We start from the raw sequence: 23,304 nt of genomic DNA, 5'->3' as shown, positions 1-23,304 counted from the left end.
CAGCAATGACGAGGCCTGAGTCTCATGCCAAACGCTAGGCGTCACAAAAGAACTCGCGCCACATCTCACTCTGCACCACCCATGAACGAAGCCGAATCCGCCGCAGGCCTGCCAAGCACACCGGACTATCAGTACGCGCAGCGCGTGGGGAGTCAGCTTTTCCTTGCGGGCCAGGTGCCGCAGGCCACCGATGGTTCGATCTTGGCGCCCGGAGACCCGAGCGCCCAGGCATCGCAGTGCCTGGCGAATCTGAACAAGGTCCTGGCTGTTCACGGGTTTGCCACGCCAGACATTCGCCGCCTGGTTGTCTACGTCGTCGGCGAGCAGGCCGACCTCTCAGCTGCCTGGGGTGCCGTGACCGCGCACTTTGGCGGGCAAGTGCCTCCGGCAACGCTCCTAGGTGTCGCCCGCCTGGGATACCCGGGGCAGGTGGTGGAGATCGACGCCACCGTCGTCAAGGGCTAGGAGTCTGCACGGCTTCGCTTGAGCGCAGAGTGACGCCGCACTCAGCACTCCACACTACGCGGCCTCAAGGCCCCGTGGGCGCCCCTGCCTCGAACCAGCGCTTGACCAGCGCACGCTCGGCATCCGTCATACCCGTGGCGTTGTTCATAGGCATGAGCTTTTGCACCACCACCTGCTGGTAGACGGCCTGGGCATGCTGCTGGGCCAGCGCGGGCGAATCGAGCCGCAGGTTCTTCATCTGCACCTGCTCGCCGTGGCACATGTAGCAGCGCTGCTCCAGCACAGCCTGCACCGATTTGAAGTCAATTTGGCTGCCTGCGCCCGCTGCACCTGCCCCGGTAGCTCCTGAAACAGGAGCAACACCGGCAGCTGGCGCGGGGGTGGCCACGGCTGCAACAGCGGCGACGGGTGCCGGGCGCATCCAGGCGATGGCGCCCACGATCACCGCCACGCCCACCAGCGCATAGGGCAGCGGGTTGCCGTTGCGGCCCAGCTTGTAGCCGTGGCGCATCACGAAGAACTGGCGGATGGCCGCGCCCGCAAACATCATCAGGATCAGCACCAGCCAGTTCTGCGGGTGGCTCCAGGTAAAGCTGTAGTGGTTGCTGAGCATGGCAAACAGCACGGGCAGCGTGAAGTAGGTGTTGTGCACGCTGCGCTGCTTGCCGCGCTTGCCGTGGATGGGGTCCACGGGCTCGCCCGCCTTGATCTGCGCGATCACGGTGCGCTGGCCGGGGATGATCCAGAAGAACACGTTGGCGCTCATGGCCGTGGCGATCATCGCGCCCACCAGCAAGAAGGCCGCGCGGCCCGCAAACCAGTGGCAGGCTAGCCACGAGGCAATGCACACCAGCACCAGCACCAGCGCGCCCACAATGGCGTCACCGTTCTTCCTCTGGCCAAAGATGCGGCAGATGGCGTCGTACAGCAGCCAGAACACCACAAAGAACGCCAGCGCCACGACGATGGCTGTGGCGGGCGCCCAGTCCATGCGCGACTTGTCGATGAGGTAGGTACTGGCGCTGTAGAGGTAGGACACCGTGAACAGCGCAAAGCCGCTGATCCAGGTGCTGTAGCTCTCCCAGAAGAACCAGTGCAGGTGCCCAGGCAGCTTGGGTGGTGACACGGCGAACTTGACGGGGTGGTAGAACCCGCCGCCGTGCACGGCCCACAGTTCGCCGCTCACGCCCTGTTTCTTGAGGTCTTCGTCCTCGGGCGGCGTGAGGCTGCTGTCAAGGAAGACGAAGTAGAACGACGAGCCGATCCAGGCGATGGCGGTGATGACGTGGACCCAGCGCAAGAGCAGGTTGGCCCAGTCGAGAAGGTAGCTTTCCATAGTTCTCAACCTTGGCAGCGTGCGGGCGAATGTGCCGCGCATGCCGCTTGTACAACCTGCTCACCACTGCGGGCGCTCTGAGCAGAAGAAGGGGGTCGCGCACCTGGGCAGAGAGAATCTGCTGGGCACCGCTGCGACCGGTGAATCAAAGTGTATGCAGAAATTGTTCCCGATTCCAGCCCCAGTCTGGTGCCTGCGGGGCGGGAATTACCCGCATTCAAGCTGTTGTGACGGCAGGTGCATGAATCGTTCCAGCCATAGGTTCTCAGGCCACCTTCAGACTGAGCAGCAGCTGCGCCGCCACGGCCACGGCGATCACCTCGGGCTCCTTGCCCCCGATGCCGGGGATGCCGATGGGGCAGGTCACCTGGGTCAGCTCGTCTTGGCTGAATCCCCGGCTGCGCAGGCGGCTGCCGAAGGTGGCCCACTTGGTCTGGCTTCCAATGAGACCGATGAAGGGCAGGTCCCGCTGCTGCCGCTGGCGCTGCAGGCAGGCGGCCACCACGTCCAGGTCTTCGGCGTGGCTGAAGCTCATGATCAGCACGCGGCTGCCCGGTGCCAGGCCTGGCACGGCCCCCTGCACGGGGTCGGAATGCTCGCAGACCGCGCCGTCGGGCGGTGGCTCGGGGAAGATGCCGTCGCGGCTGTCGATCCAGGTCAGCGCAAACGGTAGCGGCGCCAGCACACGGGCCAGCGCATGGCCCACATGACCGCCGCCAAACAGTGCCACGGGGTGGTGGCGGGGCGCCAGGCGAGTGGCGAGGCCTGGGGTATCGGCCGCCGTGAGCAGTGCAAATCCCAAGTGCACCACACCGCCACAGCATTGACCCAGCGCAGGGCCCAGTGCGTACCGCACGGGCGCGGGGTTGTTGACGGCCGTGCCTGCCAGCCGCAGGCGCGCTTCGGCAATGGCCTGCAGCTCCAGGTGCCCCCCGCCGATGGTGCCCACCAGGCGGTCGGCAAACACGGCCATCCAGGCCCCGGCCTCGCGGGGCACCGACCCTTGGGTAGACTCTACGGTTACCAGGCATGCTGACCCGGCGGCCAAACCGTCCAACAGCAAACGCAAATTTGTCACCGCCATTCCTTTGTCGTTAACGCCCTTGGCCGCTGACACCGCTGGCGGCCCCTGCCACACCCACACCATGCCCGACACGCCCCCCCACCGCTCCCCCGGCCCGCGCAGCCACTGGCTGCTGGCAGGCATCATGGCCCTTGGCGCCGCCCTGGTATCGGCCTGCAAATCGCCACCTGAACCCACCCCGGCACCTCCTGACAGCGTGCCGTCCACCAGCGCGGAGCCCAGTGGCGTGAAGGGCCCGGTGCCCGCTGCCGCCGGGTCGGCACGCCCCTCGGCCGCCGCCACGCCCCAGGCCTACCGGCAGGATGCGGCCACGCACCTTTATGGGCTGAACCGTGAACGCATCTTCAAAGGCAAGCTGCCCGCCCAGTTGTACGCCATCGGCGTGCTGCAGGTAGACATCGACCGCAGCGGCAAGGTCACCCGCCTGCACTGGATGCGCGCCCCGCGCCACGCGCCCGAGGTGGTGGCCGAGATCGAGCGCACCGTGCGCGCTGCGGCGCCCTTTCCTGCGCCCACGCGCATGGGCAAGGTCACCTACACCGACACCTGGCTATGGGACAAGGGCGGGCACTTTCAGCTGGATACCCTGACTGAAGGACAGTTGTAAGTACATCCCTCCGAGCGGCTTCGCCGCTCGGCGCGGCCGCGATGCCTACGAACCTCGGTAGGTCGAATAGCTCCACGGGCTCACCAGCAGGGGCACGTGGTAGTGCTGGTCGGCATGCGCAATGCCGAAGTCCAGGCTCACCTGGTTCAAAAAGTTGGGTTCGGGCAACTGCACGCCCCGGGCCTTGAAGTAGCCCGCCACATCAAAACGCAGCCGGTAGGTGCCGGTGCGGAGGCTGGCGTTGTCGAACAGCGGCGCATCGGTGCGGCCATCGTGGTTCAGCACCAGGCGCTTGATGAGGGTGGCGGCGTCGCCATCGGTGGCATACAGGGCGACCTCCATGCCAGCGGCGGGGCAGCCGTTCATGGTGTCGAGAACGTGGGTGCTCAATCCCATAGGGAATCTCCTGAAGTGGGGACCACGGCCGATCGGCGAGGATTGCCAGATCGCAGCGTGTAGACCAAAAGTGTATACACTTTTCGCCATCCAACGTATCATGCCACCATGGAATCTTCATCCACCAGTGCGATTGTCGAGGCGCTGACCCGCGCCATCGTGGAGCACCGCCTGCAGCCAGGCACCAAATTGGCCGAGCAGAAACTGGCAGACCACTTCGGCGTGTCGCGCACGCTGGTGCGCCAGGCGCTGTTCCAGCTCGCGCAGAACCGCCTCGTCACGCTGGAGCCCGCGCGCGGCGCTTTTGTCTCCACGCCTTCCGTCGAAGAAGCCCGCCAGGTGTTTGCCGTGCGCCGCATGCTCGAAACCGAGATGACGCGCGCCTTTGTACAAACCGTGACCCCCGCCAAGATCAAGGCCCTGCGCGCCCATGTGGCCAGTGAGAAGGCCGCCATGGGCACGGCCGACGCGAGCAGCCGCACCGAGCTGCTGGGCGACTTCCATGTGCGCATGGCCGAACTCATGGGCAACGAGGTGCTGGCGCAGATGCTGGGCGACCTGATCTCGCGCTGCGCGCTGATCACGCTGATGTACCAGTCCGCCAGCGCCGCCGAGCACTCGCATGAAGAGCATGGCGACATCGTGGCGGCGCTGGCCGCGCGTGACGAGGCGCTGGCCGTCTCGCTCATGCAGTCGCACCTCGAACATGTGGAAGCCAGCCTGACGTTTGACCGCAAACGCCCGGCCAGCGACCTGGCCGCCGCGCTCATGCCGTGACCCTTTGAACCCCTGACGCCCATGATCTACGACTCCACCCAGCACTACCCCCGCGACCTCATCGGCTACGGCAAGAACCCGCCCCACGCGCAATGGCCAGGCGGTGCGCGCATTGCCGTGCAGTTCGTGCTGAACTATGAAGAAGGCGGCGAGAACGCCGTGCTGCACGGCGATGCAGGCAGCGAGCAGTTCCTGTCCGAAATGTTCAACCCCGCGAGCTACCCCGAGCGGCACATGAGCATGGAAGGCATCTACGAATACGGCTCGCGCGCTGGCGTGTGGCGCATCCTGCGCGAGTTCGAAAAACGCAAACTGCCCCTGACCGTGTTTGGCGTGTCGAGCGCGCTGCAGCGCCACCCCGAGCTGACCCAGGCCTTCGTGCAGCTGGGCCACGAGATCGCCTGCCACGGCCTGAAGTGGATCCACTACCAGCACATCCCCGAGGAAGTCGAGCGCGCCCACATGGCCGAGGCCATGGAGATCATCGAACGCATGACGGGGCACCGTGCGCTGGGCTGGTACACCGGCCGTGACAGCCCCAACACCCGCCGCCTGGTGGCCGACTTTGGCGGCTTCGAATACGACAGCGACTACTACGGTGACGACCTACCGTTCTGGATGAACGTGAAGAAGAGCAACGGCGCCACCGTGCCCCAGCTCATCGTGCCCTACACGCTCGACTGCAACGACATGCGCTTTGCGCTGCCGCAGGGCTATTCGCACGCCGACCCATTCTTTCAGTACATGAAGGACACCTTCGACGCGCTGTACGCCGAGGGCGACCCGGCGGGCGACAACGCGCCCAAGATGATGAGCATCGGCATGCACTGCCGCCTGCTCGGGCGCCCTGGCCGCATCACGGCGCTGCAGCGCTTTCTGGACCACATCCAGCAGCACAGCGACGTGTGGGTGTGCCGCCGCATCGACATCGCGCGCCACTGGAAACAGACGCACCCCTACCCCACGCAGAAAGCAGGCTGAGCATGGCCCTGACCCTGGAACAACTCAACGCCGCCAGCGCTGCCGAGGCATTGCAGCTGCTGGACGGCCTGTACGAACACTCGCCCTGGATCGCCGAGCAGGCGCTCGCCCAGCGCCCCTTCCGCTCGCAGGCCCACCTGCAGCATGCGCTGGCCCAGGTGGTGCGCACGGCGGGGCAGGACGCGCAGCTCGCGCTGATCCGCGCCCACCCCGAACTGGCGGGCAAGGCCATGGTGGCAAAAAATCTCACGGCCGAATCCACCAATGAGCAGAGCAAGGCGGGCCTCACGCAGTGCACGCCCGAGGAGTTCGCGCGCATCCAGCAGCTCAACGCCGCGTACAACGAGCGCTTCGGCTTTCCGTTCATCCTGGCGGTGCGCGGGCCGCGCGGCACGGGCCTGCCCAAGCAGGAAATCATCGACACCTTTGCGCGGCGGCTCGACAACCACCCCGAGTTCGAGCTGGCCGAGGCCCTGCGCAATGTCCACCGCATCGCCGAGATCCGCCTGAACGACAAGTTCGGTGCCGAGCCCGTGCTGGGCAACGACGTGTGGGACTGGCAGGAAAAGCTTGCCGAGCACTCCGACCCCGGCTTTGCCGAAAAAGGCCAGCTCACCGTCACCTACCTCACCGACGCGCACCGCGCGTGCGCCCAGCGCATCAGCCACTGGATGCGCGACTGCGGCTTTGACGAGGTGGAGATCGACGCCGTGGGCAATGTGGTGGGGCGCTACCACCCCGCCACAGAAGGCGCGCGTTATCTCATGACCGGCAGCCACTACGACACCGTGCGCAACGGCGGCAAGTACGACGGCCGCCTGGGCATTTTTGTGCCCATGGCCTGCGTGCGCGAGCTGCACCGCGCCGGCAAACGTCTGCCTTTCGGCATCGAGGTGGTGGGTTTTGCCGAAGAAGAAGGCCAGCGCTACAAGGCCACCTTCCTCGGCTCGGGCGCGCTCATTGGCGACTTCAACCCCGCCTGGCTTGACCAGAAGGACGTGGACGGCGTGACCATGCGCGCGGCCATGCAGCACGCGGGCCTGTGCATCGATGACATCCCGAAGCTCCAGCGCGACCCCGCGCAGTACCTGGGTTTCATCGAGGTGCACATCGAGCAGGGCCCGGTGCTCAACGAGCTGGACCTGCCCCTGGGCGTGGTCACCTCCATCAATGGCAGTGTGCGTTTTCTGTGCGAGATGATCGGCACCGCCAGCCACGCGGGCACCACCCCCATGGACCGGCGCCGCGACGCGGCCGTGGCCGTGGCCGAGCTGGCGCTGTATGTGGAGCAGCGTGCCGCGCAGGACGGCGACTCGGTGGGCACTATCGGCCAGCTGCAGGTGCCCGCAGGCTCCATCAACGTGGTGCCCGGCCGCTGCCAATTCAGCCTCGACCTGCGCGCGCCCACCGACGCCCAGCGCGATGCGCTGGTGAGCGATGTGAAGGAACAGCTCGCCAAAATCGCCGCCCGGCGCGGCCTGCGCTACACGCTGGAAGAATCCATGCGTGCCGCCGCTGCGCCCAGCGCGCCCGCCTGGCAACACCACTGGGAGCGTGCTGTGGAGACGCTGGGCGTGCCCGTGTTCCGCATGCCCAGCGGGGCAGGACACGATGCGATGAAGCTGCACGAAATCATGCCGCAGGCCATGCTCTTTGTGCGCGGGCTGAACTCGGGCATCAGCCACAACCCGCTCGAATCCACCACCAACAACGACATGCAGCTGGCCGTGGACGCCTTCACCCAGGTGCTGCGCCAACTTGCAGAGGAACAAAAACCATGACCACCCCTAACCAATACGCCGCGCTGGACGCCTGGATCGACCAGCACTTTGACGAGGAAGTGCGCTTTTTGCAGGCCCTGGTGCGCGTGCCCACCGACACGCCACCCGGCAACAACGCCCCCCACGCCGAACGCACGGCCGAGCTGCTGAAGGAATTTGGCTACGAGGCCGAGAAACATTCCGTGCCCGCCGCCGACGTGTTGGCCTACGGCATGGAATCCATCACCAACCTCATCGTGCGCAGACCCTACGGCAGCGGCGGCAAGACCATTGCCCTGAACGCCCACGGCGACGTGGTGCCGCCCGGCGAGGGCTGGACGCACGACCCTTACGGCGCAGAGATCGAAGGTGGCGCCATGTACGGCCGCGCCACTGCCGTGAGCAAGAGCGACTTTGCGAGCTTCACCTTCGCGGTGCGCGCGCTGGAAGCCGTGGCCAAGCCCGCCCAGGGCGCGGTGGAACTGCACTTCACCTACGATGAGGAATTCGGCGGCGAACTGGGCCCCGGCTGGCTGCTGCAAAAGGGACTGACGAAACCCGACCTGATGATTGCCGCAGGCTTCAGCTACGAAGTGGTCACCGCCCACAACGGCTGCCTGCAGATGGAAGTGACCGTGCACGGCAAGATGGCCCATGCCGCCGTGCCCCACACGGGTGTGGATGCACTGCAGGGCGCGGTGCACATCCTGAACGCGCTGTATGCGCAGAATAATGAGTACAAGAAGGTCACGTCCAACGTGGCGGGCATCAAGCACCCGTACCTGAACGTCGGCCGCATCGAAGGCGGCACCAACACCAACGTCGTGCCCGGCAAGGTCATGTTCAAGCTCGACCGCCGCATGATCCCCGAAGAGAACCCGGTCGAGGTCGAGGCCGCCATCCGCCGCATCATCGAGCAGGCAGCGGGTGAGCGCGACGGCATCCGCGTGGAGATCAAGCGCCTGCTGCTGGCCAACGCAATGACCCCACTGCCAGGCAACAAACCGCTGGTCGATGCGATCCAGAAACACGCACAGTCCGTGATCGGCGAGCCCGTGCCCGCCGTGGGCACGCCGCTGTACACCGACGTGCGTCTGTATGTGGAGCGCGGTATTCCCGGCGTGATCTACGGTGCGGGCCCGCGCACCGTGCTTGAGTCGCACGCCAAGCGCGCCGACGAGCGCCTGCAGCTCGAAGACCTGCGCCGCGCCACCAAGGTGATTGCGCGCTCGCTCAGCGACCTGCTCGCCTGACGCGGTTTCGTGCTCAGGCGCTGCGGTGTGCCCGCTGCGCCTGGGCCAGCCGCGCAAGCCGCTGCACCAGGGCCGGGTACTGCGACTCGGACGTGTTGCCGTAGCCCAGCACCAGGCCGTTGTCTTCGGGCTGTGCGCGCAAGGCAAAGCGTGACAGCGGCGCGGGCGCCATGTCGTAGGCGCGGGCCGCCTCGGCAATGGCCTGGTCGGGGTATTCGGGCGGCAGGCGCACCGTGAGGTGCATGCCGCTGTCGCCCCCCAGCACCGTGTGGGGCACGGCCAGGTGCTGCGCCAATGCATCGCGCAGCAGCGCCTGCCGGCTGCGGTACAGGCGCCGCATGCGCCCCAGGTGCCGGCTGAATTGCCCGCTCTCGATGAACTCTGCCAGCGCCAGCTGCTCGTGGCGGTGCCCACCGCGCAGGGTCTCCTTGAGCAGGGGCGCGGCCACGGCCGCCAGGGCCTGCGGCAGCACCACAAACCCGAGCCGCAACGACGGGAACAGCGTCTTGCTGAACGTGCCCACGTACATCACCGGCGCTTCAGGCACCAGGCCCTGCATGGCGCCGATCAGCTCGCCCGCGTGGCGGAATTCGCTGTCGTAGTCGTCCTCGATGATCCAGGCACCGCAGGCCTGGGCCTGGCGGATCAGCGCCAGCCTGCGCGCCACCGGCAGCACGGCGCCCGTGGGGTACTGGTGGGACGGCGTGGCGCAGATGAGCCGGGGGGGCATTGCCGCCCAGGCCTGGGCGGGCACCAGCAAGCCCGCATCATCAACCCGCATGGGTTCCACGCGCAGGTCCCCACACTGGAAGGCCGTGTGTGCGCCCCGATAGCCCGGGTCTTCCACCCAGGCGGTGTCGCCCGGGTTGGTCACCAGCCGCACGCACAGGTTCAGCGCCTCCTGCGCACCTTCGGTGATGACCACCTGCTCCGCCTCGCATCGCACACCCCGTGCCACCGCCAGATGCCGCAGGATGGCGCCGCGCAAGGCAGCTTCACCCGCAGGGTGGCCGTAGCCCAGGGCCGACACGCCCGCCGTTCTGAAAGCGCGGTCGAAACAGCGCTTCCACGCACTCACCGGAAACCGCGCCAGCGCAGGCACGCCCGGTTTGAAGGCCAGGGTGTCGGCGGCATCGGCAAAGCGGCTAACCACCTGCGCACTGCGCTCGGACAGGCGCGGCGGCGCCGCGCGGGCCGCGTCCGCACGGCCCCGGGCGCGGCTGCGGCCCAGCGCGGCCACCTTGGTGCCCCGGCGGTTCAGCTCGATATAGCCCTCGGCCCCCAGCTGCTCGTACACCGCCGTCACGCTGTTGCGCGACACCCCCAGGTCCGCCGCCAGATCCCGCGACCCTGGCAGGCGGCAGCCCGAGGGGAAACGCCCATCCAGGATGGCGTCGCGGATGCGGGCCAGGAGCTGGCGCTGCAGCGAATCGCCCTGCCGCCCCCGCACCAGCGGGGCCTCCAGCAGGACATGGCGGACAGGGTCGGTGACAGGGGTGGGTGGTGTCATGGGTACCTGCAAAAAAAGCCCCTGGTTGGCAAACTCAGTGGCACCATCAGATTGTGCCCTGGTGGATCTTTTTGATGATCCACAAGCCCCCTAAAGTCACACGCTCCATTTCTCTTTTTTCCGCTTCGACTGCACGATCCATGTCCACCTCGATCAACGATTTAACCCAGCCCATCGGCGCCCCCGTGCCCGGTTGGACGCCCCGCCCCCAACCCACCGGCGTCACCCTGGCGGGCCGCCACTGCCTGCTGGAGCCCCTGCAGGCCGAGCGCCACGCGGCCGACCTGGACACCGCCTACCGGCTCGCGCCCGACCCGCGCGCCTGGACCTACATGTTCACCGGCCCGTTCGACACGCCGCAGGACTACCTGCGCTACGCCCAAGGCGCGGCGCAGAGCACCGACCCGCGCCACTTCGCGGTGGTGAACCGCAGCACCGGCAAGGCCGTGGGCACGCTGGCACTGATGCGCATCGACCCCACCCACGGCGTGATCGAGGTGGGCAACGTGATGTTCTCGCCCCTGCTGCAGCAGACCCCCGCGTCCACCGAGGCGCAGTTCCTGCTCATGGCCTATGTATTCGACACGCTGGGCTACCGCCGCTATGAGTGGAAGTGCGACAGCCTCAACGCCCCCTCGCGGCGCACCGCAGCGCGCCTGGGTTTCCAGTTCGAGGGCATCTTCCGCCAGGCCGTGGTCTACAAGGGCCGCAACCGCGACACCGCCTGGTTCTCCATCATCGACACCGAATGGCCGCTGCTGCGGCAGGCGTTCGAGGCCTGGCTGTCGGACGACAACCAGGACGCCCAGGGGCGCCAGCGACGCTCGCTGACGCAAGTGCGCGAATCCCTGCCACGTTGAGCAGGGCGTGTGCCCGGGCCTGTGCACGCCGCGCAGCGATGACACACGCGTATGGGCTGAATACGCAATGGCAGCACTGCCGCCTGCAATGGGGCAAGCGCCCCCTACACTTGCTGCGGCCCCCCAGCGGGGCGGCATTCCCTTTCTTTTCCTTCCAAGCAAAAAACCAAGGAGCTACTTCCATGAACATCCGACACACGCTGCTGGCCTCCAGCCTGGCGCTGGCCCTGGCCAGCCTCACGGCCTGCGGCAGCGCCCCCACCACGGCAGCCGCGCCCGCCGTTCAGCAGACGGCCGCCGCGCAGGCCGCCAGCGCAGCCTACGACTTCAGCATGGACGTGTTCCACCCCGTAGTGGCGCGCAATGGCATGGTCGCCACCGAGCAGGAGTTGGCCTCGCAGATCGGCCTCGACATCCTCAAGGCCGGTGGCAACGCGGTGGATGCAGCCGTGGGCATCGGCTTTGCGCTGGCCGTGGCCCTGCCCAATGCGGGCAACCTGGGTGGTGGCGGGTTCATGGTGGTGCACGATGCCAAGAGCGGCAAGAGCGTGGCGCTCGACTTCCGCGAAGTGGCTCCATCGAAGGCCACGCGCGACATGTACCTGGACGCCAAAGGCAATGTGGTGGACGGCAAGTCGCTCTACACCCACTACGCCGTGGGCGTACCTGGCACCGTGGCCGGCATGGAGCATGCGCTCAAGACCTGGGGCACCCTGCCCCTGTCGCGCGTGATTGCCCCCGCCATCGAGTTGGCGGACAAGGGATTCCCGGTGAGCGAGACACTCGCCAAGATCCTGCAACAAGAGAAGAAAAACATGGGCAAGTGGCCTGCCACCCAGGCCATCTTCTGGAAGAACGGCGAGCCCTTGAAGGTGGGCGACCCGCTGGTGCAGAAAGACCTGGCCCAGTCCATGCGCCTGATCGCCCAGCAGGGCGCCAAGGCGTTCTACGAAGGCGAAATCGCCCAGAAGATCGCCGCCGAGATGGCCCCCCACGCGGGCGCCATCAGCCTGCAGGACCTGCGTGAATACAAGGTGGCCGAGCGTGTGCCCACGCGTGGCACCTACCGCGGCTACGAGATCGTGACCATGCCGCCACCCTCTTCCGGCGGCCCGCACCTGGTGCAGATCCTGAACATGCTGGAGCCCCTGCCGCTGGCCCAATGGGGCCCCAACAGCGCACAGACCATCCACTACATGGCCGAGAGCAGCAAGCTGGCCTACGCCGACCGCTCCGAATACTTGGGCGACCCGGACTTCGTGAAGATTCCGCTCAAGGGTCTGACCTCCAAGCGCTATGCCGAATCTCTGGCCAAGGGCATCGACGCCAACCGCGCACGCCCTGCCAAGGAGATCAAGCCCGGCCAGCCCCAACCGTATGAAAGCGACCAGACCACCCATTACTCGGTGGTGGACAAGGCGGGCAACGCCGTGGCTGTGACATACACGCTGAACACCAACTTCGGCAGCGGCATCGTGGCCAAAGGCACGGGCATCCTGCTCAACAACGAGATGGACGACTTCTCGGCCAAGCCCGGCGTGGCCAACGCCTACGGCCTGGTCGGCGGCGACGCCAACGCCGTGGCCGCCAAGAAGCGCCCCCTGTCGTCCATGACACCCACCCTGGTGCTGAAAGACGGCAAGCCCACGCTGGTCACCGGCAGCCCCGGCGGCGCGCGCATCATCACCACGGTGCTGCAGACGGTTGTCAACACCATCGACTTCGGCATGAACCCTGCGGAAGCCGCAGCAGCACCGCGTGTGCACCACCAATGGACGCCGGACGAGCTGCGCGTGGAAAAGGGTCTCTCGCCCGACACCCTGGCCCTGCTCAAGCAGCGCGGCCACAACATCGCCGTGAAGCCCTCGATGGGCCGCACGCAGACCATCCAGATCCGGGGCGGCGCGCTGTATGGCTACTCAGACCCGCGCAACCCGGATGGGAAGACGCTGGGGTATTGATTGCTATTAAGTTGATAGCTACTACTGCTTGATGAACGAGCGGTAGCGGCCATTCAAACCAAAAATCCCGCTCGCCGAAAGGCCAGCGGGATTTTTCATGCCCGTCTGCGTCAGGCTGGCGATGCCTGCCCCATCTCAAAATTCGCCATCTTCTCCAGCGCCCGCACCATCGCCGAGTGGTCCCAGCCCTGCCCGCCATGGGCCACGCAGGCATTGAACAGCTCCTGCGCCATCGCCGTATTGGGCAGCGGCACGCCCAGCGCCCGTGCACTCGACAGCGCAAGGTTCAGGTCCTTTTGGTGCAGACCGATGCGAAAGCCCGGCTCGAACGTGCGCTTGATCATGCGCTCGGCATGTACCTCCAAAATCTTGGACGATGCGAAACCGCCCAGCAGTGCCTGGCGCACACGGGCCGGATCGGCGCCCGCGCGGGCGGCAAACAGCAGCGCCTCGGCCACGGCCTCGATGTTCAGCGCCACGATGATCTGGTTGGCCACCTTGGCGGTCTGGCCGTCGCCGTTGCCGCCCACCAGGGTGATGTTCTTGCCCAGGCGTTCGAACAAGGGCCTGATGCGCTCGAACACCGCCTCGGGGCCACCAACCATGATGGACAGCGTGGCGTTCTTCGCGCCCAGTTCGCCGCCCGAAACGGGGGCATCCAGGTACTGCGCGCCAGCGGCCTCGATGCGGCGCGCGAAGTCCTTGGTGGCCACGGGCGAGATGGAGCTCATGTCTACCACCACCTTGCCCACGCTGCCTTTCAAGCCTTGCGCCACGCCATCGGCGCCGAACAGCACCTTCTCCACATCGGGCGTGTCGGGCAGCATCAGAAAGACGATGTCGGCCCGCTCGGCCACGCCACGCGCCGTGGTGCACTGCGTGGCGCTGCTCTCGGCAATCTGCGGCGCCACGCGGCCCCGGGTGTGCACATACAGCTGGTGGCCTGCGGCGATGAGGTGGCCGCACATGGGTGCGCCCATGATGCCCAGGCCGATGAAACCGAGTTTGAGGGGGGTGTCGGTCATGTTCTTGTTCTCCTTGTGTGGTGGTGATTCGTCGATTCGTGGGTGGTGGCTCATGCGGTGAGCGCCGTGCGCCACCCCAGGCCGATTTCCGTGGTGCGTGCAGGCCGGTACTCGCAACCCACCCAGCCGTCGTATCCGATGCGGTCCAGGTGCGCGAACAAGTAGCGGTAGTTGATCTCGCCCGTACCCGGCTCGTTGCGGCCGGGGTTGTCGGCCAGCTGCACGTGGCCGATGCGTTCCAGGTGCTTTTGCAGCGTGGCCGCGATTTCGCCTTCGGTGCGCTGCGCGTGATAAATGTCGTATTGCACAAAGGCGTTGCTGGCATCCACTTCGTCCAGGATGTCCAGCGCCTGATCCGTGCGGGTCAGGTAGAAGCCCGGGATATCGAAGGGGTTGATGGGCTCAATCAGCAGGCGCAGCCCGGCCGCCCTCAACTCCGTGGCCGCGAAGCGCAGGTTCTCGACCAGGGTGCTGCGCAGCACCGCAGCATCCACCCCTGCCGGTGCCTTGCCCGCCAGGCAGTTGAGCTGCGGCACGCCCAGCGCCTGGGCATAGGTGATGGCCTGGGCCACACCGGCGCGAAACTCCACAACGCGCGCCGGGTCGCAGGCAATGCCGCGCTCGCCAGCGGCCCAGTCGCCTGCGGGCAGGTTGTGCAGCACGATCTGCAGCTGGTGTTTGTCAATGCGCGCGCAGATGTCCTCCGCCGCAAAGTCGTAGGGAAAGAGGAACTCCACAGCCTCGAAGCCGGTGCGCGCGGCGCGCTCAAAGCGGTCGAGAAAGGGAACCTCGGTAAACAGCATGCTGAGGTTGGCAGCAAAACGGGGCATGAAAAGTCTCCGGTAACACGAGGGGGAAAATGCGGCTCGCCTCAGTCCAGCAGGGCCAAGGCAGTGGGTGCGTCGTAGGGCTGCATTGCCAGTTCCTCAAACTCGACGATGTTGTCGATCTCGGTGCCCATGGCGATGTTCGTCACGCGCTCCAGGATCACCTCGATGACCACGGGGGTGCGGTGCTCGGCCATCCAGGCCTCGGCCTGGGCGAGGGCGGGCGCGAACTCCTCGGGGCGGTGCACGCGGATGGCCTTGCAGCCCAGGCCCTCGACCACCTTCACGTGGTCCACGCCGTAGCCACGCGCCACCTCGCCTTCGGCCATGTTCACGTTGTCGAACGCGAGCTGCACGCAGTAGTCGATGCTGAAGCTACGCTGCGCCTGGCGGATCAGGCCCAGGTAGCTGTTGTTGACCAGCACGTGGATGTAGGGCAGCTTGAACTGCGCGCCCACGGCCAGCTCTTCGATCATGAACTGGAAGTCGTAGTCGCCCGACAGCGCCACGATCTTGCGCGCCGGGTCGGCCACGCGCACGCCCAGGGCGGCAGGCACCGTCCAGCCCAGCGGGCCGGCCTGGCCGCAGTTGATCCAGTGGCGCGGCTGGTACACATGCAGAAACTGCGCGCCCGCGATCTGCGACAGGCCGATGGTAGAGACGTAGCACACGTCCTTACCCAGCGCGCGGTTCATGCACTGGTACACACGCTGTGGCTTCATGGGCACGCTGTCGAAGTGGGTCTTGCGCAGATAGTCCACGCTGTTCTTGCGGCCCTGGCACTCGGCCGCCCAGGCGCTGCGGTCGCGCAGCTGGCCCACGGCCTTCCATTCACGCGCCACCTCCACAAAGAGCTTGAGCGCAGCGCCCGCGTCGGAGACGATGCCGAAGTCGGGCGCAAACACGCGGCCGATCTGCGTGGGTTCGATGTCCACGTGCACGAACTTGCGGCCCTTGGTGTAGACATCGACCGAACCCGTGTGCCGGTTGGCCCAGCGGTTGCCGATGCCCAGCACGAAGTCGCTGGCCAGCAGGGTGGCATTTCCATAGCGCTGGCTGGTCTGCAGGCCACACATGCCGACCATGAGCGGATGGTCGTCGGGGATGCTGCCCCAGCCCATGAGTGTGGGGATCACCGGCACGCCCAGCACCTCGGCAAACTGCACCAGCAGGTCCGACGCATCGGCGTTGATGATGCCGCCCCCCGCCACGATGAGCGGTCGCTCGGCGGCATTGAGCATGCTCAGTGCCTTCTCGATCTGCGCACGCGTGGCGGCGGGCTTGTAGGGCACCAGCGGTTCATAGGTGTCGGGGTCAAACTCGATCTCGGCCAGCTGCACGTCGATGGGCAGGTCGATGAGCACCGGCCCGGGCCGGCCAGAGCGCATGAGGTGAAACGCCTGCTGGAACGCCTGCGGCACCTGAGCGGGCTCCAGCACGGTGGTGGCCCACTTGGTCACGCTCTTGGCGATGCTGGCAATGTCCACGGCCTGGAAGTCTTCCTTGTGCAGGCGGGCGCGCGGCGCCTGGCCGGTGATGCACAGAATGGGAATGGAGTCCGCACTGGCCGAGTACAGGCCAGTGATCATGTCGGTGCCTGCGGGGCCGCTGGTGCCGATGCACACACCGATGTTGCCAGCCACAGCACGCGTGTAGCCCTCGGCCATGTGGCTGGCGCCCTCCACATGGCGGGCCAGGATGTGGCCGATGCCGCCATGCGCCTTGAGCGCCGCATACAGCGGGTTGATGGCCGCGCCGGGCACGCCGAACGCGACGCTCACGCCCTCTTTCTCCATCACCTTCACGGCGGCCTCGATGGCCTTCATTCTTGCCATTGCACATCTCCTTCGGTTTGTGGTCGGTTGAATCGGTTGGATGGGGCAACTCTAGGCAAGCACCCTCTGCGGCGGAAGGCGGCGGCAGACCATAAAATTTATTCCACACAGGAATAAGCCACGGCGCACGCCCGCGCCACCATGCACAACACAGGAGGCAACCACGATGGACCGGCTCGATGCCATGGAGATGTTTGTGCGTGTGGTGGAGACCGGCAGCTTCACCAAGGTGGCGCAGGAGTTCGCCACCACGCAGCCCACGGTGACCAAGCAGGTGGCAGCGATGGAGGCACGCCTGAAGGTACGGCTGCTCAACCGCAACACGCGCGGCGTGAGCCTGACCGAGCCCGGCGCGCTGTACTACGAAAAGTGCAAGGCCATCGTGACCGACGTGGCCGAGGCCGAGAGCGTGGTGCGCGTGCGCCAGACGCAGGTGCACGGGCAGCTGCGGGTGGGCAGCTCGGTGGCCTTCGGGCGGCGTGTGGTGGTGCCGCTGGCGCTGGAGTTCATGGCGCAGAACCCGCAGGTGCAGCTGGACCTGAGCTTTGAGGACCGCTACACCGACCTGGTGGCCAACGGCATCGACGTGGCGATCCGCCTGGGCAAGCTGGCCGACTCGGCGCTGGGCGCGCGCACGCTGGGCATGAACCCTTGGGTGCTGGTGGCCTCGCCCACCTACCTGCGCCGCCACGGCACACCGCGCAGGCCGTCGGACCTGAAGGACCATTCAGCGCTGATCTACAGCAGCGTGCAGGGCAACGACCTGTGGCGGCTGCGCAATGCGAGCGGCGAGGCGGTGTCGGTGCCCGTCACGGGGAGGCTGCGGTCCAACAACCTCTCTGCGCTGCTGGCGGCGGCGCGCGCGCACATGGGCATTGCGGCACTGCCGCACTATGTGGCGGTGGATTCGCTGGCGGCCGGGCGCGTGGTGGAGGTGCTCAAGACCTGCCGCCTGCCCGAGCAGGAGATCCACGCCGTGTACCCCTCGCCCCGCCTGGTGCCGCAGAAGGTGCAAGCGTTCGTCGCGTTTCTGCAGGGGCGGTTTGCCAAAGACTGGTGGGAGGAGAAGCGGCCATCGCCCTGAGCCAGGCACTACCGGGCGCGGTCCGCGCCAGCGGCGCGCCTGGTGCTACAGAAGAAGAATCCCAATAAAAACAGGCGTCACCGCTTATCCACTATGGATTTACAGCTACAAAATCAATAGTGCACGAAAGTCATTGACGTTGGTGTGTGTGGGTCCGGTGATGACCAGGTCGCCCAGCGCATCGAAGTAGCCATAGGCATCGTTGCGGTCCAGGTGGTCCGCGATGGACAGGCCCTGCGCCGCAGCACGCGCCAGGGTGTCGGGTGCCACGCGGGCACCGGCGTTGTCTTCCACGCCGTCGATGCCGTCGGTATCGGCCGCCAGCGCCCACACGCCCGCCTGGCCTTGCAGCGCCTGCGCGAGCCCCATGCAGAACTCCCCCGCCCGGCCGCCCCGGCCCTTGGCTGCGCCGGGTGCGCGCGGGCGGATGGTGACGGTGGTCTCGCCGCCCGAGAGGATCACGCAGGGCCGCGCAAACGGCTGGCCATGCCGCGCCACGGCCCGTGCCAGCGCGGCGTGCACCTTGCCCACCTCGCGCGACTCGCCTTCGATCTCGTCGGAGAGGATGTACGCCGCCACACCGGCCGCACGAGCGGCCTCGGCGGCGGCCTGCAGCGACTGCTGGGGTGTGGCCGTCATGTGCACCACATGGTTCGCAAACACCGCGTCGCCGGGTTTGGGAGTTTCCAGCGTGCCTGCCTCCAGTGCAGCGCGCACTGCGGGGGGCACGTCGATGCCATAGCGCGCCAGGATGGCCAGTGCTTCGGCGCAGGTGGTGGCATCGGACACGGTGGGGCCACTGGCGATCACCGAGGGGTCGTCGCCCGGCACGTCACTGATGGTGAGCGTGACCACGCGCGCAGGGGCACAGGCCGCAGCCAGCCGCCCGCCCTTGATGCGCGAGAGGTGCTTGCGCACGCAGTTCATTTCGTCGATGGCAGCGCCGCTCTCCAGCAGAGCCTTGTTGATGCGCTGCTTGTCTTCGAGCGTGAGCCCGTCTGCCGGGAGCGTGAGCAGGGCCGAGCCCCCGCCCGAGATCAGGCACAGCACGAGGTCGTTCTCGGTGAGGCCCTCGGTGAGCGCCAGGATGCGCTCTGCGGCCGCCAGCCCCGCCGCATCGGGCACCGGGTGCGCGGCCTCGACCACCTCGATGCGCTGGTGCAGCCCCTCGGGCCGGGGCGGCGTGTGGTGGTAGCGCGTGACGACCAGGCCCGACAGCGGCGCATCGGCCGGCCACAGCGCCTCCACGGCCTGGGCCATGGCGCCACCGGCCTTGCCTGCGCCCAACACCAGGGTGCGGCCGCCGCTTTCGGGGCTAGGCGGGGCAGGCAAGAAGGCCGCCGTGTTGTGCAGCGGCAGTGCGCGCCGCACGGCCACGCGGTAGAGGTATTCGAGGAAATCCCCGCTCTGGCGAACAGGGTCGGGCACGGCGTCGGTGATGTTCATGGGATGGTCTCCGCGGGCGATTGTGGGGCCATGGTCACCCGCACAGCAGTGCGCCAAAGTCAAAACTACTTCAACCCAGGCAGGGGATGGCAACACGCCAGAGCGGTGCACAGCACGGGATAACCCCATGTTCTGGCCCTCAACAGTTGTCTACAGTTCTTGTATGCAAGATTGATTGCAGCGCACCTCCATCCTTTTTCTCAGCAAAGGGTTCCCATGCTCCGCTTCTTCAACTCCCTCTTCGGCCGGGTGATCCTGGCCTTGATTGCCGGCGTGGCCATCGGGCTGCTCTGGCCTGACACGGCCGTGCAGCTCAAGCCGCTGGGCGACGGTTTCATCAAGCTCATCAAGATGCTGATCCCGCTCATCGTGTTCTGCGTGGTGGTGCATGGCATTGCGGGCACGGGTGACTTGCAGCGTGTGGGGCGTGTAGGGGTCAAGTCGCTGATCTACTTCGAGGTGGTCACCACCATCGCGCTGGTGCTGGGCCTGGTGCTGGCGTTCTGGTTCGAGCCTGGCGTGGGCATGAACGTGGACCCCAAGGCGCTGGACCCCAAGGCCATGGGCGCCTATGCCGAAAACGCCAGCAAGCTCACCGGTGGCGGCTTCAGCGACTTTTTGCTCAAGCTCATCCCCACCACGGCCGTGAGTGCGTTTGCCAACGGTGATGTGCTGCAGGTGCTGCTGTTCTCCATCGTGTTCGGCTGCGCACTGGCGCTGATGGGCGAGCGCGGGGCGCGGGTCACGGGCCTCATCGAAGACCTGTCGCATGTGCTGTTCAAGACCATGGGCCTGATCATTAAGCTGGCGCCGCTGGGCGTGCTGGGTGCGATCGCGTTCACGGTGGGCAAGTACGGCATCGGCTCGCTCAAGCAGCTGGGCATGCTGGTGGTGCTGTTCTATGCGGCGGTGGTCATCTTCGTGGTGGTGGTGCTGGGCCTGATCATGCGGTTCTCGGGCTTCAGCCTGTTCAAGCTGCTGCGCTACCTGCGCGAGGAGCTGGCCGTGGTGTTCGCCACCACGTCGTCGGACAGCGTGCTGCCCCAGATCATGGCCAAGCTCAAGCACATGGGCATCCGCGATTCGACCGTGGGCCTGGTGATCCCCACGGGCTACTCGTTCAACCTGGACGCGTTCTCGATCTACATCACGCTGGCGGCCGTGTTCATCGCCCAGGCCACCAACACGCCCATCACCATGACCGACCTGCTCACCATCCTGGCGATCTCGCTGGTCACCTCCAAGGGCGCGCACGGCGTGCCGGGCTCGGCCATCGTGGTGCTGGCCGCCACGCTGCACGCCATTCCGGCCATCCCCGCCATCGGGCTGGTGCTGGTGCTGTCGGTGGACTGGTTCATGGGCATTGCCCGCGCATTGGGCAACCTGATTGGCAACTGCGTGGCCACCGTGGCCATTGCCGCATGGGAAGGCGACATCGACCGCGACCGCGCCCATGCAGTGCTGGACGGGCAGAGCCTGCCCCCCTTGCAGCCCCCGCTGCAGCCATCGCCTGCGCAGCCACAACCCGCGCCACAATCGGCCGCATGAGCACCAACCAGACCCAGATCGCCCAGCAGGTGGTGGAATCCATCCTTGCGCAAAAGCTCTCACCCGGCGAGCGGTTGGGCGAGCAGGAACTGGCCGACCTCTTCGGCGTGAGCCGCACCCTGGTGCGCGAGGCGCTGATGCAGCTGCAGGCCCGTGGTTTTGTCGAGGTGCGCCCGCGCCGGGGCTGGTATGTGGTGGAGCCCTCGGTGGACGATGCGCGCGATGCATTCTCGGCCCGGCGCATCATCGAGTCGGGCATCCTGGCCGATGCCGGGCGCCCGTTGCAGGCGGTCATCCCCCGGCTGCGCGCCCACATTGCCGACGAGCAGCGCGCCATCGAAGGTGCTGATGCCGCCACGCGCGCCTTCCTGCTGGCCGACTTCCACGTGTGCCTGGCCGAGGCCATGGGCCACCGCAGCCTGAGCGACATCCTGCGCGACCTCACTGCGCGCACCACGCTGGCGGCATCGCTTTACCAGTCGCGCCACGAAGCCAGTCAGTCGTGCGCGGAGCACGAGTCCATCGTCGAGGCGCTGGAGGCAGGCAACGCGGCCCTGGCTCGCGAGCGCCTGCTGGCCCACATCGGCCATGTGGAAGCCGCACTCAACCCCGGCCAGCCGCTGGTGCGCGACCGCCTGCGCGAATCGCTGGCCCCTTTGGCGGCGCCGCGCGGTTCCACCTGACCCCCCAGGCACAGAGTCGGCCCCAGCGCCCCTGATCTCCCCCTCCACCGCCCGGCGCGCTGGAGGGCGCTGCTGCTGCACCTAGGGTTTACCGGGATAAGGCGTTTCGCATATTTTGTATACGATTTTTGTATGGACTGCTGTGCACCGCATTGCACACAGATTGCCGCCCATCCCTCAGGCCCCGTACAAAAGGAATTCCCATGACCCCACCCGTGCATCCCGTGGACGAACACCTGCCCCTGGGGCGCCTCACGGCGCTGGGCCTGCAGCATGTGCTGGTGATGTATGCCGGCGCGGTGGCCGTGCCGCTCATCGTCGGCCGCGCGCTCAACCTCACGCCCGACCAGGTGGCCAAGCTGATCTCGGCCGACCTGTTCGTCTGCGGCCTGGTCACGCTGATCCAGGCGCTGGGCGCCTCGCAGTGGTTCGGCATCCGCCTGCCGGTGATGATGGGCGTGACATTTGCTTCGGTGGCGCCCATGGTGTCCATGGCGCAGAGCACAGGGGGCACGGCCGGGGCCGGGCTGATCTTTGGCTCGGTGATTGGCGCTGGGGTGATCTCCATCCTCATCGCGCCCCTGGTCAGCCGCATGCTGCGGTTCTTCCCGCCGGTGGTCACCGGCACCATCATTGCGGTCATCGGCATCAGCCTGATGCGCGTGGGCATCAACTGGATCTTTGGCAACCCGGTGGGGCCAACCGCACCCAGCGTGGTGAACCCCGAACATCTGAAATGGCTCAGCGAGATGCAGTCCGCCGCCGGTGCACCCGGCTCATCGCTGCCGCCCGTGCCCAAGGGCTTTGCGGTGGTGCCCACGGTGCCCAATCCCAAATACGCCGACCTCACGGGCGTGGGCATCTCGGCCGTGGTGCTGGTGTCCATCCTGCTGATCGCCAAGTTTGCCAAGGGCTTCATCGCCAACATCTCGGTGCTGCTGGGCATCGTGATTGGCGCCGTGATTGCGGTGGCCATGGGCCTGATGTCGTTCGAGAAAGTGGCCAAGGCCCAGTGGTTTGACCTGGTGCTGCCGTTCGAGATCGCGGGCCCGGTGTTCGACCCCATCCTGATCCTGACCATGACGCTGGTGATGATCGTGGTGATGATCGAATCCACCGGCATGTTCCTGGCCCTGGGCGAGATGACCGACCGCAAGATCGAGCAGGCCGACCTCACACGCGGCCTGCGCACCGACGGCCTGGGCACGCTGCTGGGCGGCATCTTCAACACATTCCCATACACCAGCTTTTCGCAGAACGTGGGCCTGGTGGCCGTCACGGGCGTCAAGAGCCGCTTCGTGTGCGTGACCGGTGGCGTGATCCTGATCGTGCTCGGGGTGCTGCCCAAGATGGCGGCGCTGGTCGAATCGCTGCCCACCATGGTGCTGGGCGGCGCAGGCCTGGTGATGTTCGGCATGGTGGCCGCCACCGGCATCCGCATCCTGGGCGGGGTGGACTTCAAGCACAACCGCTTCAACGCGATGATCGTGGCCGTGTCCATCGGCGTGGGCATGATCCCGCTGATCGCCCCCAATTTCCGCCAGTGGATGCCGCATGCGATCCATCCCCTTATCGAATCCGGTATCCTGCTGGCCTCGATCACGGCCGTGGCCCTGAACGTTTTCTTCAATGGCGCCAGCCGCGACACCTCCGCCGCTGTGAACGCCGCACGCCAGGCCGACGCCCACTAGCGTCCCGCCTGCCCGGTGCCGAAGAACCCTGCCCCGCACCCCGGGGCCCTGCCCTCTTGCCGGCCTTGCCGCAAGAGGGTTTTGGCTTCATGCCGCATCCGCATAAACCGGCATGCGCACCCACCCCACCATCGGGTACGCTTGTTTTGCATTCCGCCGAGGACTTCCAGGATTT

The 23,304-nt window shown here is 66.7% G+C and carries 19 protein-coding genes and 1 pseudogene; 12 read left to right on the top strand and 8 right to left on the bottom strand.

Annotated features, from left to right (window positions below):
- Window positions 1-81: 81 nt before the first annotated feature.
- A complete protein-coding gene (locus tag CBY09_RS04660) occupies window positions 82-465 on the top strand; it encodes a RidA family protein (protein ID WP_094286887.1) in 384 nt (127 codons plus the stop codon).
- Window positions 466-529: 64 nt separating this feature from the next.
- Here the strand turns inward: CBY09_RS04660 and CBY09_RS04655 are convergent, their stop codons facing one another.
- Both CBY09_RS04655 and xdhC read right to left on the bottom strand, forming a co-directional pair.
- Window positions 530-1,801, bottom strand: coding sequence for a urate hydroxylase PuuD (locus tag CBY09_RS04655; RefSeq protein WP_094286885.1), 1,272 nt, complete (start codon window positions 1,799-1,801; stop codon window positions 530-532).
- Between the two features lie 265 nt (window positions 1,802-2,066).
- A complete protein-coding gene (xdhC, locus tag CBY09_RS04650) occupies window positions 2,067-2,885 on the bottom strand; it encodes a xanthine dehydrogenase accessory protein XdhC (protein ID WP_094286883.1) in 819 nt (272 codons plus the stop codon).
- Between the two features lie 61 nt (window positions 2,886-2,946).
- On the opposite strand from xdhC, the gene CBY09_RS04645 reads away from it, so the two are divergent.
- Window positions 2,947-3,492, top strand: coding sequence for a hypothetical protein (locus CBY09_RS04645; RefSeq protein ID WP_094287998.1), 546 nt, complete (start codon window positions 2,947-2,949; stop codon window positions 3,490-3,492).
- Window positions 3,493-3,537: 45 nt separating this feature from the next.
- On the opposite strand, the gene uraH is transcribed toward CBY09_RS04645, so the two are convergent.
- Window positions 3,538-3,888, bottom strand: coding sequence for a hydroxyisourate hydrolase (gene uraH / locus CBY09_RS04640; RefSeq protein WP_094286881.1), 351 nt, complete (start codon window positions 3,886-3,888; stop codon window positions 3,538-3,540).
- Window positions 3,889-3,996: 108 nt separating this feature from the next.
- Between uraH and CBY09_RS04635 the strand changes: the two genes are divergently transcribed.
- Genes CBY09_RS04635 through CBY09_RS04620 form a run of 4 tightly spaced genes read left to right on the top strand, consistent with a single transcriptional unit; the run spans window position 3,997 to window position 8,659 of the window.
- On the top strand, window positions 3,997-4,665 hold the full coding sequence (locus tag CBY09_RS04635) for a GntR family transcriptional regulator (RefSeq protein WP_063462488.1): 669 nt from the start codon (window positions 3,997-3,999) through the stop codon (window positions 4,663-4,665).
- A gap of 21 nt (window positions 4,666-4,686) precedes the next feature.
- The gene (puuE, locus tag CBY09_RS04630) at window positions 4,687-5,646 is read left to right on the top strand and encodes an allantoinase PuuE (protein ID WP_094286879.1); all 960 of its coding nucleotides are present in this window, start codon (window positions 4,687-4,689) and stop codon (window positions 5,644-5,646) included.
- A gap of 2 nt (window positions 5,647-5,648) precedes the next feature.
- Entirely contained in the window at window positions 5,649-7,427 is a 1,779-nt protein-coding gene (gene uraD, locus CBY09_RS04625) for a 2-oxo-4-hydroxy-4-carboxy-5-ureidoimidazoline decarboxylase (protein ID WP_094286877.1), read from the top strand.
- Window positions 7,424-8,659 carry a M20 family metallopeptidase gene (locus CBY09_RS04620; protein ID WP_094286875.1) on the top strand — a complete coding sequence of 412 codons (1,236 nt, stop codon included), beginning with the start codon at window positions 7,424-7,426 and terminating at the stop codon, window positions 8,657-8,659. The genes uraD and CBY09_RS04620 overlap by 4 nt, the downstream gene beginning before the upstream one ends.
- Window positions 8,660-8,672: 13 nt before the next feature.
- Here CBY09_RS04620 and pdxR read toward each other — a convergent pair whose 3' ends face one another.
- Window positions 8,673-10,169 (bottom strand): MocR-like pyridoxine biosynthesis transcription factor PdxR, encoded by a 1,497-nt coding sequence (pdxR, locus tag CBY09_RS04615; RefSeq protein ID WP_094286873.1) that lies wholly within the window; start codon window positions 10,167-10,169, stop codon window positions 8,673-8,675.
- A gap of 140 nt (window positions 10,170-10,309) precedes the next feature.
- Here pdxR and CBY09_RS04610 point away from each other — a divergent pair.
- Together CBY09_RS04610 and ggt are read left to right on the top strand one after the other, a co-directional pair.
- Window positions 10,310-11,017: pseudogene (locus CBY09_RS04610) on the top strand (GNAT family N-acetyltransferase); the annotation flags it as partial.
- 194 nt (window positions 11,018-11,211) lie between these two features.
- Entirely contained in the window at window positions 11,212-12,990 is a 1,779-nt protein-coding gene (gene ggt / locus CBY09_RS04605; RefSeq protein ID WP_094286869.1) for a gamma-glutamyltransferase, read from the top strand.
- A 110-nt stretch (window positions 12,991-13,100) separates the two neighbouring features.
- Here ggt and glxR read toward each other — a convergent pair whose 3' ends face one another.
- Genes glxR through gcl form a run of 3 tightly spaced genes read right to left on the bottom strand, consistent with a single transcriptional unit; the run spans window position 13,101 to window position 16,677 of the window.
- Window positions 13,101-14,015 (bottom strand): 2-hydroxy-3-oxopropionate reductase, encoded by a 915-nt coding sequence (gene glxR / locus CBY09_RS04600; protein ID WP_094286867.1) that lies wholly within the window; start codon window positions 14,013-14,015, stop codon window positions 13,101-13,103.
- Between the two features lie 50 nt (window positions 14,016-14,065).
- Window positions 14,066-14,845 (bottom strand): hydroxypyruvate isomerase, encoded by a 780-nt coding sequence (gene hyi / locus CBY09_RS04595; RefSeq protein ID WP_094286853.1) that lies wholly within the window; start codon window positions 14,843-14,845, stop codon window positions 14,066-14,068.
- A 41-nt stretch (window positions 14,846-14,886) separates the two neighbouring features.
- Window positions 14,887-16,677 carry a glyoxylate carboligase gene (gene gcl / locus CBY09_RS04590; protein ID WP_094286851.1) on the bottom strand — a complete coding sequence of 597 codons (1,791 nt, stop codon included), beginning with the start codon at window positions 16,675-16,677 and terminating at the stop codon, window positions 14,887-14,889.
- Between the two features lie 166 nt (window positions 16,678-16,843).
- On the opposite strand from gcl, the gene CBY09_RS04585 reads away from it, so the two are divergent.
- Entirely contained in the window at window positions 16,844-17,761 is a 918-nt protein-coding gene (locus CBY09_RS04585) for a LysR family transcriptional regulator (protein WP_094286849.1), read from the top strand.
- Between the two features lie 105 nt (window positions 17,762-17,866).
- On the opposite strand, the gene CBY09_RS04580 is transcribed toward CBY09_RS04585, so the two are convergent.
- Window positions 17,867-19,207, bottom strand: a complete 1,341-nt coding sequence (locus CBY09_RS04580) for a glycerate kinase type-2 family protein (RefSeq protein WP_094286847.1) — start codon at window positions 19,205-19,207, stop codon at window positions 17,867-17,869.
- 216 nt (window positions 19,208-19,423) lie between these two features.
- Between CBY09_RS04580 and CBY09_RS04575 the strand changes: the two genes are divergently transcribed.
- The 3 genes from CBY09_RS04575 to CBY09_RS04565 all read left to right on the top strand — a co-directional run bounded on the left by CBY09_RS04575 (window position 19,424) and on the right by CBY09_RS04565 (window position 23,129).
- Window positions 19,424-20,755 carry a C4-dicarboxylate transporter DctA gene (locus CBY09_RS04575; RefSeq protein ID WP_094286845.1) on the top strand — a complete coding sequence of 444 codons (1,332 nt, stop codon included), beginning with the start codon at window positions 19,424-19,426 and terminating at the stop codon, window positions 20,753-20,755.
- On the top strand, window positions 20,752-21,438 hold the full coding sequence (locus CBY09_RS04570) for a GntR family transcriptional regulator (protein ID WP_094286843.1): 687 nt from the start codon (window positions 20,752-20,754) through the stop codon (window positions 21,436-21,438). Before CBY09_RS04575 ends, CBY09_RS04570 begins: the two co-directional genes overlap by 4 nt.
- A 203-nt stretch (window positions 21,439-21,641) precedes the next feature.
- Window positions 21,642-23,129, top strand: a complete 1,488-nt coding sequence (locus CBY09_RS04565) for a nucleobase:cation symporter-2 family protein (protein WP_094286841.1) — start codon at window positions 21,642-21,644, stop codon at window positions 23,127-23,129.
- Window positions 23,130-23,304 lie beyond the last annotated feature (175 nt).

Source organism: Acidovorax kalamii, from assembly GCF_002245625.1.
Lineage (GTDB): Bacteria > Pseudomonadota > Gammaproteobacteria > Burkholderiales > Burkholderiaceae_C > Acidovorax > Acidovorax kalamii.
This window is presented reverse-complemented; position numbering and strand designations above follow the sequence as displayed.